This is a genomic window from Spirosoma harenae (genome assembly GCF_054776975.1).
Genome location: NZ_BAAHBD010000008.1, coordinates 583991 through 597867 on the forward strand (window position 1 = coordinate 583991; position 13877 = coordinate 597867).

The 13877-nt window shown below is 45.3% G+C and carries 12 protein-coding genes; all 12 read left to right on the forward strand.

Annotated features, from left to right (window positions below; translation table 11 throughout):
- Window position 1 precedes the first annotated feature (1 nt).
- The 12 genes from ACYVE4_RS10765 (at window position 2) to ACYVE4_RS10820 (ending at window position 13876) form a co-directional block, all read left to right on the forward strand.
- Window positions 2-2062, forward strand: coding sequence for an ArnT family glycosyltransferase (locus ACYVE4_RS10765; protein ID WP_461039774.1), 2061 nt, complete (start codon window positions 2-4; stop codon window positions 2060-2062).
- A 70-nt stretch (window positions 2063-2132) separates the two neighbouring features.
- A complete protein-coding gene (locus ACYVE4_RS10770) occupies window positions 2133-2837 on the forward strand; it encodes a WbqC family protein (RefSeq protein WP_461039775.1) in 705 nt (234 codons plus the stop codon).
- Window positions 2838-2893: 56 nt separating this feature from the next.
- Window positions 2894-3547: an acetyltransferase gene (locus ACYVE4_RS10775; protein ID WP_461039776.1), complete on the forward strand. Its 654-nt coding sequence runs from the start codon at window positions 2894-2896 to the stop codon at window positions 3545-3547.
- 94 nt (window positions 3548-3641) lie between these two features.
- Window positions 3642-4835: a glycosyltransferase family 4 protein gene (locus ACYVE4_RS10780; protein ID WP_461039778.1), complete on the forward strand. Its 1194-nt coding sequence runs from the start codon at window positions 3642-3644 to the stop codon at window positions 4833-4835.
- A 90-nt stretch (window positions 4836-4925) separates the two neighbouring features.
- Window positions 4926-5972: a glycosyltransferase family protein gene (locus ACYVE4_RS10785; RefSeq protein ID WP_461039779.1), complete on the forward strand. Its 1047-nt coding sequence runs from the start codon at window positions 4926-4928 to the stop codon at window positions 5970-5972.
- Window positions 5973-5975: 3 nt separating this feature from the next.
- On the forward strand, window positions 5976-7013 hold the full coding sequence (locus ACYVE4_RS10790; RefSeq protein WP_461039780.1) for a glycosyltransferase family 9 protein: 1038 nt from the start codon (window positions 5976-5978) through the stop codon (window positions 7011-7013).
- Window positions 7010-7831, forward strand: a complete 822-nt coding sequence (locus ACYVE4_RS10795; RefSeq protein ID WP_461039782.1) for a DUF5672 family protein — start codon at window positions 7010-7012, stop codon at window positions 7829-7831. Before ACYVE4_RS10790 ends, ACYVE4_RS10795 begins: the two co-directional genes overlap by 4 nt.
- 8 nt (window positions 7832-7839) lie before the next feature.
- A complete protein-coding gene (locus tag ACYVE4_RS10800; protein WP_461039783.1) occupies window positions 7840-8865 on the forward strand; it encodes a glycosyltransferase in 1026 nt (341 codons plus the stop codon).
- Window positions 8866-8883: 18 nt separating this feature from the next.
- Window positions 8884-9906, forward strand: coding sequence for a hypothetical protein (locus tag ACYVE4_RS10805; RefSeq protein WP_461039784.1), 1023 nt, complete (start codon window positions 8884-8886; stop codon window positions 9904-9906).
- A 237-nt stretch (window positions 9907-10143) separates the two neighbouring features.
- Window positions 10144-11523, forward strand: a complete 1380-nt coding sequence (locus tag ACYVE4_RS10810) for a hypothetical protein (protein WP_461039785.1) — start codon at window positions 10144-10146, stop codon at window positions 11521-11523.
- Complete coding sequence (locus tag ACYVE4_RS10815) at window positions 11523-12689, forward strand: glycosyltransferase family 4 protein (RefSeq protein WP_461039786.1); 1167 nt, start codon at window positions 11523-11525, stop codon at window positions 12687-12689. The genes ACYVE4_RS10810 and ACYVE4_RS10815 overlap by 1 nt, the downstream gene beginning before the upstream one ends.
- Before the next feature lie 20 nt (window positions 12690-12709).
- On the forward strand, window positions 12710-13876 hold the full coding sequence (locus ACYVE4_RS10820; protein ID WP_461039788.1) for a glycosyltransferase: 1167 nt from the start codon (window positions 12710-12712) through the stop codon (window positions 13874-13876).
- Window position 13877: the final 1 nt, after the last annotated feature.

The following is a 13877-nucleotide window of genomic DNA, read 5'->3' on the forward strand; positions in this document are numbered from 1 at the left end:
TATGGTCTTACTTTCTCTTCTTTGCTTTGGTCTTTTTATCGTTTACGTCGGACAACTTTCGGCACGCATCTGCCATCGCTCACTGACAGAGTGGATTTTAACAACGTTTCTTCTAGGCGCTGGAAGTGTTATCCTGACCGGCTTTATTTTATCAGCGCTCTACTTGACAGCGAATACGTTCGCCTGGGCTGTCTCTGTCTTTATTACGGCTAGTATAATCGGTTTGCCCCTTAGTTACCTGATCGATGGTCAGGAGCGATTTTCAGTCATACCACTTATTCAGGAACGATGGCAAACTGGTAAAACATGGTTCAGAGGGTTATCGGCTTATCCTCGTTTTTTATTTTCTATTTTATTCGTTACCCTGATTGGTATTGCCATTACCAACCTATTGCTGGTGCTCTTCACGGTTCCTAATGAATGGGACAGTATGACTGGGCACCTAAACCGGGTAATGCAGTACATACAGCGTGGGAGTATGCGCCATTTTGGCGGCACAAACTGGAACATGGATACTTACCCTAAAAGTGTGTGTACGCTCCAGATTTATTCGTTTTTGATGACCGGGCACTTCGAAAATGGATTCAAGTTCATCCATCATTTAAGTTACTGGATCGCTATTGTTTCGGTATTTGGCATTGTTCAACGCATTGGTCAGAATCGGCTCTCGGCCAGTTTTTTCTGCGCGCTGGTCTATGCTTTGCTACCCGATTTTTTAATGCAGTCGATTACAACGGAAACCGATATTGTCCTGACAGCTTATTTGAGCGTACTGCTTTATATGCTGTTCAGTTATCGGAATGCTCAAACAGCCACCAATAATCGCTATTTATACCTGGCAGGCATGGCGTTTGGCATAGCATACGGGCATAAAATTACGTTTACCCTCCTATTGCCTTCGGTGTTTATCATCATGATTTACACCGTTTTCCTATCCTCATCCTGGTCGGTTACCTTTGAACGAACCTGGCGATTAGGAGCGGCCATTCTAGTTGGCGTTTGTCTGTGGATGTTACCGACAGGTTATCTGAAAAATATTGAGGTATTTGGGCACCCAATTGGCCCGCCAACAGCCCTTAAACATCAGTCGGTTGAGCGGGCAGGGTCATTAGCGAACTTGCTTGAGCAGGGTAGCCGAAACGTCATTCGGTATGGGTATGACCACATTAATTTAGATGGCATTCGGAATCTTGCGGTTGGTGCAGAACTGAACCACCTCATGCGCAAACCACTTGTCGTTCTGGAAGATAAGTTACATATGCGGTTAGATGAAGAAACCGATTTCTCTATTCAACCCTTTGCCTTCGATCGTAAATTTGTCTTCTATAATGCCAATCCTTACTGGGGAATTTTTGGCTTTGCCCTGATTTTTCCATTGCTCATTCTCGTTCTGGTTGGCTATATTCGTTCTACCCCGCATACTTTTCTAGGGATAGCTTTATTGCTACACTTTGCAGCTCTCTCCTATTCAGCCCCTTACGACCCTTTCAAAGGCCGTTACTTTATCGAAACAAGCTTATTCGGCATTCCCTTTCTGGCATTATTATTCTTACACCAACGTACAACAGTAGAAACGCCTAATCGGACCATCTGGAAAGGCTATGTTGGACTAGTGACTATGTTAGGCTGTATATCTGCCATTTTGTGCATTTCCCTGAATACCAGGGCGTTACCCTTCGCCTGGACAGCGCCAGATGGCAGGTCGTTTGATTCAGCGTTTGATTCTGATCGGATTCGACAAATGACACTTGGGCGACCTGATACGTATATACCCTACAAACGATTCGATGAGCTTGTTCCTGCTAATGCAACCGTTGCGTTGGCGACTATCAACGACGACTACGAGTATCCACTCTATGGGCCTGAACTTTCTCGTCGGCTTATCGCCATTAACCCATTTGAGCAGGGACTCAAACCGATTCCTAAAAATGCGGATTACCTCTTTTTCGACAAAAGTGTCATTCGCCCAATGCCGGGTGATTTGCGATTAGGAACCGATACAACGATGCGTAACGCCGTGATTGTCCCCGGCGAAGATTATTATTTACGAAAACTGCACTGATTTACAGAATACAATTTTTCATTCGTAATCTGTAAATCGTAACGGGGCCGCCCACGCGGTCATAATTACTATGACTCTTGCTATTATGCAGCCTTACTTTCTGCCTTACATTGGTTATATGCAGCTTATTAAGGCAGTCGATAAATTTGTGTTATACGACGATGTTGCTTTTATCAATAGAGGTTGGATCAATCGGAATCGATTGCTAATCAATGGTCAGGAATATCTTTTTACCGTTCCTCTGAAAGATGCCAGTCAGAATAAGCGAATCAACGAGGTTCACATAGCGGATGATCCGAAGTGGCGGAGTAAATTATTGAAAACAATGGAGCAAGGATATCGGAAAGCTCCCTATTATCCAACGGTGATGCCGCTAACCGAAAAAATCGTCAATTTTACGACCGATTCAATTGCCGATTTAGTATACTATAGCCTTGTTGAATTAAACCAATATATCGGTCTCTCGACAGAGCTGGTCCAGTCGTCAACGATCTACGGTAATTCGGATTTGAAAGCGCAGGAGCGTATTTTGGATATTTGTCGACAGGAGTCAGCAACGCATTACATCAACCCAATTGGTGGCACTGAGTTATACGACAAACCAACATTTGATGAAGCCGGTATTAAACTGAATTTTATTAAATCAAATAAAGTCGAGTATCTACAGGGAGTCAGTCGAACCCCGTTTGTGCCCTGGTTATCAATCATCGACGTGTTAATGAATAACGACGTAGCCAGTGTTAAAATGATGCTGGATGAATATGAATTGGTGTAAACTTTGAGTGATGAGTGATCCATAGAAATCACTCATCACTCATCACTCATAAAAGCATGGCAAAAGTTATCATTTTTGGCGTAATGGATACGGCCGAACTGGCTCATTTCTACCTTACGCACGATTCTGAACATGAGGTCGCAGCCTTTACGGTCAGTCGTGAATACATGAAGAGCGATACGTTTCAGGGGCTACCCTTAGTCGCTTTTGAAGATGTAGAAACCTTGTTTTCTCCAAAGGAATATAAATTCTTCGCGCCAATGACGGGACGGGGGATGAACCGAAATCGTGAACGAATTTATCTGGAAGCCAAAGCTAAAGGATACGAATTCATTTCGTATATCAGTTCAAAGGCAACAACCTTTGGTAACCAGATCGGAGAAAATTGCTTTATTCTGGAAGATAACACCATCCAGCCATTCACGACCATCGGCAACAATGTTGTGCTTTGGAGTGGCAATCACATTGGCCATCATGGACAGATAAAAGATCACGTTTTCTTTACCTCTCACGTAGTCATGTCAGGTCATTGCGTGATTGAGTCCTATTGCTTTTTCGGCGTAAATAGCACCATTCGCGACTTTTTGACCATCGCCGAAGGAACACTGGTCGGCATGGCAGCAGCCATCACTAAGCCCACCGAAGCGTGGGGCGTCTATGTTGGCAACCCCGCTGAAAAACGGCCAATTCCTAGCTATAAAGCGTACTAAGGAGTTGTAAAGTCATAGAGTTATAGAGTCACAAAGTGTATACTGAAATCACCTTCTCTACAACTCTACAACGCTAAAACTCTATACCCATCCCTTGAAGAATCTTCTCTTAATAGGTCACGACGCCAACCGCGCTGGAGCGCAGCTTGTCTTACTAAATCTGATGCGTCTGTTGAAGGCGGAGGGGTTTCAGATGCGTTTGTTGCTCGGGGAAGGCGGCCCCATTTTGGAGGATTATCAAGCTGTTTGTCCCGTAATTATCTGGCCAGCCCAACCCCGTTATATAGTAGGTGCTTTAGCTGATAAAGTGCTGGGTAAGTTAGGTTTATGGCAATCACTTCATAATCGACAACTGGAGTCCCATCAGCGCGATATCCGGGCTCAGCTGGCTCTGGATACTGTAGATCTGGTTCTGGTGAACACGGTTACCAGCAGCCGATGGTTTAGGCAGTTAGACATCCCCGCTAAAACACCAGTCGTCACGTTTGTGCATGAACTGGCGATGTCAGTCAGGATCTATACGCATCCTGACGAGCTTGCCTATTTACTTCAGCGAACCAATCATTTATTAGCCGTATCAAAAGCCACGGCCCGGTATTACGAGCAAGTACACGGCTTCAATCCAGCCCGCATCTCGCTTTATACCCTCATCGATACGCCAAGTCTGGAGAGTAACGTACAGAAAGCCCGTTCACAGCCTACTATTTATTCGTCGCTAGGATTACCAGATGATGCGTTGATTGTAGGTGGCTGCGGGAATGCGGAATGGCGCAAAGGCAACGATTTATTTGTTACCCTCGCCAAACAGGTAATTGGACGTTATAGGAATACGACCGGCCAGCCGATTCATTTTGTGTGGGTGGGTATGCCTCCGGGGTCACTACACGATGATTTATGGCTGGATATTCAGAAAGCCGGACTTGCCAGTTATGTCCACTTGATTCCGCCAACACCTGACGTTCTTCGCTACATCAGCCGATTTGACGTATTTGTACTTTGCTCTCGCGAAGATCCCTATCCTCTGGTCGTCTTTGAAGCAGGATTATGCGATGTTCCGGTAGTGTGTTTCGATGGCGCTGGCGGGTCGCCCGAACTGGTTGAAACCGATGGTGGTTTTGTTGTCCCCTATCTCGATCTGGACGCCATGAGCGAACGAATTCTTGAGTTGCTCCATCAGCCAGCCCTTCGCCAGCAAATGGGCAAACGACTCGGACAAAAAATTCTCGAACGGCATCCCGCACAACAAAGCGTTCAAACTCTCGTATATTTGTTCAATCAACTGACGTGATTATGGCGGACGAATAGCAAACTACAGCATGATCTATAGCATCGCCAACAATAAATCATGACCTGTAGTCTATAATCCGTCGTTCAATACATGACACTTGCTTTTACCATCTGTTCGATAAATTACCTGGCCCAAGCCCGAACACTGGGCGATTCGCTCCGACAAACCAATCCTGATTATCAATATATTATTGGTTTAGTTGATAAACTAAGCGAGGCTAATTTGCCCGCAGACTTAGTGCCCGATTATCCAATGCTTGAAGTGGACAAAATCGGGATTCCGGATTTCGAAGCCATGTGCGATCGCTACGACATCACGGAACTGAACACGGCCGTCAAGCCCTTTTTCATTGATTATTTCTATCATTCCTATCCCGACGCTACTGAGGTCATTTACTTCGACCCGGACATTATTGTTTTTCAGCCATTGCATGACCTGAATGAAGCACTGAAAAACAACAGTTTAATTCTTACTCCGCATACGTGCTCGCCAACACCAGATTGGGAAAGGCCCAACGAACTGCATCATCTGAATACGGGCATTTTCAATCTGGGTTTTATCGGTTTGCGTAATGATAAGACGGCGCGAGAGTTTGTTAACTGGTGGAAAGATCGACTGGTGTACGAATGTCGAATTGATCTTTGCGAAGGTCTTTTCGTTGATCAACATTGGGTAAATTTTGCACCTGTATATTACGATAATGTTCTGATCGATCATCATTTAGGCTATAACGTAGCCTACTGGAATCTTCACGAACGCTATTTCTCCCAGGATGCGTCGGGAGAGTGGCAGATAAGTGGTCCGGAAGAGTTTAGCGATCTAACGACTAGCAAAAAAGCAACGGAACCGCTTCAATTCTTCCACTATAGCGGTTATTCCGCTGATCGCCCGGATGAAATCTCAAAATATCAAACACGTTATACCTTTGCCGATTCAACACAAGTAAAGCAGCAACGTCCTGATGTTCGACCATTATTCGATTTATATCGGGATAGACTTGTAGCGAATCAGAATGATCGCTATAAACAGTACCCGTGCGTTTACATTAAACCGCCCGTAGTACTGCGTTATCAGCGAATTCGTAAATTGCTCAAAACACCGTTCAACCAAGTTATCAATCTGTTAGAATCTGTTTAGTATATGGCGGCATATGGGCCGGGCTTGCGGGCACTCTGGACGTATCGTTTCAATAAGTATACCCACATTGTGGGTAAATTTTGGTCGTTCGCTGTCAAATACATCCAACTAAGCCTGATCAAACGAAAAAATAAAGGTCGTAAGTTGGTGGCCATTATTCTCTCGGAGCAAATGGGCGATATCATTGCCTGTGAGCCAGTTGCTCGTGAAGTCCGGCGTCGGCATCCCAACGATTATATTATCTGGGTCGTCCGTAAAGCTTATCTGGATTTGGTGAAATATCACCCAGATTTAGATGGTCATCTGATTGAAAAATGTCCTGGCGAACGCGTGAAATTGCTTCAATCCGGTATTTTCGATAAGGTCTATAATCTACATATATCCCACCGAAAGTGTAAATATTGTCCGGACGATCCCATTAATCCTATCGCCGATCAGATTGGGCTAAACTTTGACAATTACTACTTTCGGGGCGATTTATTGTATGTATTCCCGCAAGCGGCTGGCCTGCCCGCCCTTACAGCCGATCCCAGAATGTATATTCCGGAAACAGTTCGGCAATCGATACAGTCACGAAAATTACCCACTAACTTTGTAGTCATCCACTGTCAGTCAAGCCATTACAAACGCGACTGGCCAGCAGCTCATTGGAATCGTTTGGTAACGTGGTTAACGACTTTGCATGGCTATTCGGTGATTGAGGTGGGGCTAGTACCAACTTTAACGGAGAATTTACCACATGTCTACAACCTATGCGGTCAATTAAGCCTGCTCGAAACCGCCGAAGTAATCCGACAGGCTTGTTTGTTTATTGGCATCGACAGTGGGCCTGCTCATATGGCTAATGCCTCAGATACAGAATCAATTATATTACTGGGTAAGTTATTTGACTTTATCGATTACCTACCCTACTCAGGTCGTTTCAAACGGGGAGAAGGAATTACCATTCTGAATAATTTCGACCACCCTTGCTCTGAATTACCCTATGATTGGGTAGAAAGAGCCGTACAGGAGCGTTTGTCGCTCCCCAAACTTATATGAAATCGTCAGTAAGTGTTAACATAGTCATACCCGTTTACAAAACACAACTCACTGATTATGAGAAAATTTCTCTAACTCAGTGTCTACGTATTTTAGGAAAATATCCTATCTGGCTAGTGGCTCCTCATTCGCTCGACCTTTCCGCGTATCGTGAAATAGGTCCTGAATTACAGGCTCGAACGTTTGACGAAAGTTATTTTAAGGGCATACAGGGTTATAATCGCCTTGTACTGTCGGAAGAATTTTATCAGGCTTTTACCGATCAGGAATATTTGCTAATCTATCAGTTAGATGCGTTTGTGTTTAAGGACGAATTAGCGTATTGGTGCCAGCAGAATTATGATTATATCGGAGCGCCCTGGCTGCGCGATCGGGATTCTACCGGTTGGGTAGACCAGACCTTTTTCAGCATTAAACAACAGATAGCCACTTGGTTAAATCTTAAGAAAGCAGATGGTGTGACTCCCCGTGAAATTATTAATCTAAATGGAGTTGGTGGTGGAGGTTTTTCGCTTCGCCGAGTATCAGCTATGTTGGGGTGCCTCAAACCATTTGAACAAAAAATTGCGGAATACAATAGCAAAACCACCGACCATTTTCACGAAGATGTTTTCTGGAGTATCGAAGTAAATCGGTACTGGCCACGTTTACGAATTCCAGATTATCGGAAAGCTTTACATTTTTCAGTTGAATTTTACCCGAAATGGGCTATTGAACATTATAATGATGGTCAACTCCCGTTCGGTTGCCACGCCTGGAATATTCATGGATTAGCGTACTGGCGCCCAATTTTCGCCAAGTACGGTTATCAAATATGACTGAGCGTATGACTACTTCTGTGCAACAACCTACTATATCCATCGCCCTATGCACCTACAATGGGAAGACTTATTTGCCGGTGCAATGGCATAGTCTACTTCATCAGCAACTTTTACCGAATGAAGTCATTATTTCCGACGATTGTTCTACCGACGGCACTCCCGATTTACTGAAGCAGTTTGCTGAAGAAGCGCCTTTTTCTGTAAACATTCTGCCCAATAGAACCCGTCTGGGCTATAACAAGAATTTTGAACGAGCCTTATCAGCCTGTACAGGTGATTTGATTTTCATCTGTGATCAGGACGATTTCTGGCTACCCGAAAAAATCAGTACCATGGTTCAATACATGGTAGACCATCCTGAAGCGCAGCTTGCCTTTTGCGATGCCTGGGTTACCGATGAATTTCTGGATGGGCGCCAGGCTCGTTTTTGGAAAGCCGTCCGCTTCGATCACGCAGCGCAGGAGCAATGGTTAGCAGGCGAAGCAATGGATGTTTTACTGGGTGGCAATCGAATGATGGGATGTGCAACGGTTCTCCGTCGAACCTATTTGTCTTTACTCCTACCAATTCCCAATACCATTCCCGGCTATATTTATGATGGATGGATGGCCCTGGTGGCAGCTGCTCAAAATGCGATTCATTTTATTAACCTGCCTCTTCAACTGTATCGCACGCACGTTCAGCAAGAGGTTGGGGTTAGGCCGCCAGAAGTACGGGAACGCATCAGGCTGCGCGATCGCCTTACCCGTCACCGCGCCCGGAAATTAGCACCGCTCCATAAAAAACAGATCCAGTTAAAAGCAATCAGCGCGTTACTTCAAAGCAGAGTTCCAGCAGATGCACCTGGTTTGCCTCAGCTATATCGGCAGTTGGCTCACTATACGTTACGCAGTAATCTGCCTCATAATCGCCTGAAACGCATTTTGCCTGTGCTAACTAATTTGCTAAAAGGAAACTATCATCGGTATGCAGATCCGGCGGCCAATCGATATGCGCCTTACCTGGCCTTTTTGGGCGATATGCTTGAATGACGTAGTTTTGCAGTTACTGTGCTACTAACTATCTGTACAATCCGTCAACTCCCCCAGGCACTCGCGCTGGGCAGCAGTTTCAGTCAATTCGAAAGTAATGACAACTTGAGGACGGTGATTATCGGCCTGGTTGATGACCCGACCCATCTACCATCTGATTTCGTATCACCCTATCCGATACTGCCAATCAGGGATTTACTTACGCCTGAACAACTGACTGCTTTATCAGTCAAGTACACACCCGTTGAATTTGCGGCCGCCTGCAAGCCTATGTTCATTGCGGAAGCCTTTCGCCGATATCCTCATATCGATCGACTGATTTATGCCGATCCTTCCATCCTGTTTCTGTCTCCAATTACGACTATTTGGGAACAGGTTGACAAAGCAACGGTACTGATCACTCCGCATATTACGACCAATCCAGCCCTGAAACCGACTGGCAAAGCCTGGCCCGATGAGAAACATTTTCAGAATACAGGTCTCTACAGTTCTGATTTTCTGGTGTTCAGACGTTCAGCCGAAACAGAGCGTATGTTAAACTGGTGGGATAGTCGGGTGCGTGAACGGGCGTACATTAACTTTTGCGAGGGACTTTGCCTGGATCAGATTTGGCTCATGCATGTCCCCATTTTTTTTCGGGATGTAGTTATCGTAAAAAAAGCAGGATGGCATGTAGCACTCTGGAATCTGACCGAACGTACGCTCCGGTTCCAGGCAGGGAAATGGTTCGTCAACAGTCCATCGAGTCCCGACCAACCCCTGCTTTTCGTGAATTTCAAAGGGCTATTGAATCCAGACGAAGGGCTTTTTGCCTTACAAAATCGAGTACACCTTTCAGAACGATCGGATATAACTACCCTGCTGCAAGTTTATCGGAGCGCCATCACTGCTCATTCAGGACCAGCTTTCGAAAAGAGTAGTCCAGTATATGGGAACCAGCCGCAACCACCGATAATTCGAGGGTGGCGAAGCGAGACGATCCAGTCCATGAAAGCGGTTAAGCAGTTTATTGACCGTGTGTATCTACCAGCAATCCGTTAAGGTACTTTTCCTGAATGGACAATCCTGGAATGAATTATCGGCAGATAGCCTTATTTTTGTCAGAATATTTTCGGAGAAATATAAGCAGGCCTTGATTTCCAGGCCTTCCTTAGAATCTCATCATTCTGGCAACGTTATTGTCTCTACATAACCACTATTCTTTTCGCCAAGGGTCAGGCATTTTCGACGCAACGTAAGGCGATTTAGAAAAGATAAGATTTAAACAGTAATCTGTTTATGAATAACCTGATTCGTCTATTTCATACCCTCAATTTCATGCGGATGGCCTTAGGTATCTGCATTGTTATTGATGGATATCCACTTATTTTCTTTTTCCGGGAAACAATGCGACTGGCCCCTGCCAGCACGACTTTCACGGCACTGGCGCTGGCTTTCGGTTTAGTACTGATGGTTCCATTTACGGCCCTCCACAAACTTTACCGGCCTAATATCACCATGTTCTGGATGGGAATAGGATTTCTTGTTCTTACCATTTTCTACATGTTCGTGTACAATGGTGTTCCCGGTTTTGATGAGACGGGGAAGGACATGATCTATTTCACGTATGTCCTGATCTTCTTATTTCTACTGATAAATATTCCCAACGACTTCATTCCAATGTTTATCCCGGTCGTTGTTGTTTTCACCTTGTTGTCCAATCTGGGATTAATTTATGCGCTAATTACCGACCCTACCTGGTCACTGGGGCAACGGGCAACGATTACGCTGAATAATGGCGATGCAGGTTCTGGAAATCCGCACGCCTTTTCCCGAAATGCTTACATTGGCATTATTGGCTGTGCCATCTGGTTAGTTCGCCCAAACACCAACATTTTCTTTCGCTTACTATCCATTTTTGCTGGCGCTCTCAACTTAGCAGTACTTGTATTGACATCAACTCGATCGGCGATTCTGGCTTTTTTTATAGCGTTGGGCTTCTTTTTATATTTCAATGTCCGACCAGCTCAAATTCGTACGGCTGCCCGTAGTTTAATCACGCCGGTTCCTTTAATGGTTATAGGATTAGGGATTGCCGGGATCATCGTTTTTTTCCAGCGATACTCCTATACGTACGTGATTCTGTCTGAGTATGTGATAGGGTTATTTAACCGGAATCTGGAAACTGTTTATGCCATGCTTGGTCTAAAATCATCCGGAGCAGCCTATAAAGCCGTTCTTGACGATTCAACAGCTAACCGTTCAGTGAGCGCCGATACCCTCCGAAACATATTAGTTGGGCACATACATATGCTTGTCTTTGGGTACGGCTATAAGTTTCTTTATCTGGATATTCCGATCCTTGAATCGATTATCAACCAGGGAATTTTGGGGCTTGTATTATTCGGCGGTTTGAACCTAAAGATTTTCAAGCATGCCTTGCGGATTATGCGCGAAAATCCAAATCCATTAAGTACGTTTCTAGCTTATTTCTACATACTCATTCTGGTGCAATTGTTCACCAATGGGCGACCCAATGAAATATCCTTCTGGTTTCCGCTCGCGATGATGATCCGATTTATGGGAGTTGAGCATTTATTTCCAGCCCATGTGTCTGATAATCCTCCGGCTAAACCGACAGAAGAATACATTGTGGTTTCAACTCCAGAACCGGCCTGATGCGTATCTTAATTGTCCATAATTTACTGTGGGCGCACTATAAATCCAGCGTATTTCAGGCCCTGCAGCAATTGGTCGATCAGCAAGGCGACGTGTCTCTCAATGTATTGCAGATTGCTCGAAATGAACGCTCTCGAGCAGGCCTGGAAGCAGCGAAAGACGAAAACTCACCTGAATATCACTATACCTACGAACTGCTTTTTGATCGGTATATAGAAGAAGTCAGTTTGAGGGAGCGCACCCAGGCCTTATTGAAACGTGCCCGCGCTTACCGACCCGATGTCATTAACCTCACGGGTTATTATGATCCTGCTCAACTGCTATTGCTACTATGGGCCAAAGCAAGAGGCATTCGGGTGATCATGCAGAACGAAAGTACAGCAATCGATCAGCAACGCGGAGGCTGGAAGGAAAGCTTTAAGCGATGGATATTCAGCCGATGCGACGGTTTTTTCTGTTTCGGGAGCCAGGCTGCGGACTATGTGATTCAGTTAGGTGTAACACCAGCCAAAATCCTGCTTCGCAAAAACGCTGTAGACAACAATACGCTTCAGGCTGTTTATGAACAAGCGCTTATCCAGCGAACTTCTCAACAACAGCTGCTCGGTTTACGTCCCAATAACTTTGTTTTTGTAGGACGACTCATTGACGTTAAGAACCTACCCATGTTAATTTCCTCGTTTACCGAAGCCTGTAAACGATCCGTAAATGGGGCTCAATGGGGATTAATTTTATTGGGTGATGGTGCTGAGGCAAGCAATCTGATGAACCTAGTCCAAACGCTCAATCTCGCTGATCGGGTCACCATTTTGCCGGGGCGACCCTGGTTTCGCGTACCGGAAATACTAGCACTCAGCAATGTATTGGTACTACCAAGCCGTTCGGAACCCTGGGGGTTAGTCGTGAATGAAGCGATGGCTTGTGGCCTGCCCGTTATTGTCTCCGATCGTTGTGGGTGCGCTATTGATCTTGTACATGATGGGCAAAATGGCTTTGTTTTCTCCCCCGACCAACCCGCACAACTTACGCACCGACTTATTCAATTTATGGATGGTACCGTTAACGCTGAGCTAATGGGACAGTCAGCAAAAGCATTTATTGAACCGTATTCACCCGAAGCGGTGGCTCAGGAAATGCTTGACGGATTTATCAAAATCGCGAAATAATCGGTTATTTCGCAGCATATATGCGAATTTTAAACATCTGTGCTTACACCTGGCAAACGGGAGGGCCACCTAAAATTATCTTCGACCATACGCAGGTCGTTCTTCGATACGGTCATCAGGTAGATATCCTCAGCCCAATTTCTCCAGGCGAAAAGCCGTATACGGTGCCGGAAGGCGCTCGACTTTTCCTGTGCAAGCGAACACCTGGCATCAGTCGCTTTTTCCGGGAATTCTCCATTGAACTTTACCAGTTTCTGCAGAAACATATTCATGAATATGATGTGATTCACTGCCACGGTTTATGGCATTTCGGAACCTTGGCCCCGTTTATGCTCGATCGCAAAGTGGCCAAGGTCATTACCATTCATGGCGTACTTGATCGATGGGTATATGCCCATAATAACTGGAAAAAACAGGTAATGGATACGTTGGCCCAAAAAGCCTATTTACGTCGAGCCGATCTGGTACAAATTAATAATACGGATGAGCGGGAAGATGTGCAACGCTATCTCGGAGGGCCGCATCCGAATCTGGTCATTATTCCGAACGGTGTCAAGCTTAGCGATTTCGACAATCTCCCCCCTAAAGGAACATTTCGTAAAAAATTCAATTTGCCCGCTAACAAAAAACTGGTTCTGTTTATGAGCCGCCTGAACGCCAAAAAAGGGTTAGACTTACTCTTACCTGGCTTTCAGGCCTATGTCCGCGAGCATCCTGATACGATACTCGCTTTAGCTGGTTCTGATGATGGGTATGAAGCAACTACCCGACAGTTTATTGAAAACCACAAGCTGAGCGATTCGATCCGGTTGGTTGGGATGCTTACGGGTGACGACAAGAAAGCCGCACTGGCAGATGCTGATGTGTTCACCCTACCCTCCTATTCAGAGGGTTTTTCAATGGCAGTACTCGAAGCAATGGCTTCTGGAGCCCCTGCCCTTGTATCGGATCGGGTTGGTTTTGGCGAGGCTATTCGCCAAAACCAAATGGCCGCTCTCTTAACAAGCCTGACCCCAGAAGCAGTAACAGAAGGGCTAAAAAAATTACTTGGGAATCCTGACTACCGAAAAGAAGTGGCCGCCAATGCGACGAAGGCAGTTCAGACCTACTATGATATCGACATAGTAGCCAAGCAGTTGCTGGATGAGTACGTTAAAATCGTTGATAAAAAACGCGCTACTAACTAAA

What these genes read in the sequence shown, in the direction of transcription:
- ACYVE4_RS10790 (WP_461039780.1), top strand. Translation starts at nt 5,976, where the DNA reads ATGGCGGCATATGGGCCGGGCTTGCGGGCACTCTGGACGTATCGTTTC.
- ACYVE4_RS10775 (WP_461039776.1), top strand. Translation starts at nt 2,894, where the DNA reads ATGGCAAAAGTTATCATTTTTGGCGTAATGGATACGGCCGAACTGGCT.
- ACYVE4_RS10785 (WP_461039779.1), top strand. Translation starts at nt 4,926, where the DNA reads ATGACACTTGCTTTTACCATCTGTTCGATAAATTACCTGGCCCAAGCC.
- ACYVE4_RS10800 (WP_461039783.1), top strand. Translation starts at nt 7,840, where the DNA reads ATGACTACTTCTGTGCAACAACCTACTATATCCATCGCCCTATGCACC.
- ACYVE4_RS10770 (WP_461039775.1), top strand. Translation starts at nt 2,133, where the DNA reads ATGACTCTTGCTATTATGCAGCCTTACTTTCTGCCTTACATTGGTTAT.
- ACYVE4_RS10810 (WP_461039785.1), top strand. Translation starts at nt 10,144, where the DNA reads ATGAATAACCTGATTCGTCTATTTCATACCCTCAATTTCATGCGGATG.
- ACYVE4_RS10765 (WP_461039774.1), top strand. Translation starts at nt 2, where the DNA reads ATGGTCTTACTTTCTCTTCTTTGCTTTGGTCTTTTTATCGTTTACGTC.
- ACYVE4_RS10815 (WP_461039786.1), top strand. Translation starts at nt 11,523, where the DNA reads ATGCGTATCTTAATTGTCCATAATTTACTGTGGGCGCACTATAAATCC.
- ACYVE4_RS10820 (WP_461039788.1), top strand. Translation starts at nt 12,710, where the DNA reads ATGCGAATTTTAAACATCTGTGCTTACACCTGGCAAACGGGAGGGCCA.
- ACYVE4_RS10795 (WP_461039782.1), top strand. Translation starts at nt 7,010, where the DNA reads ATGAAATCGTCAGTAAGTGTTAACATAGTCATACCCGTTTACAAAACA.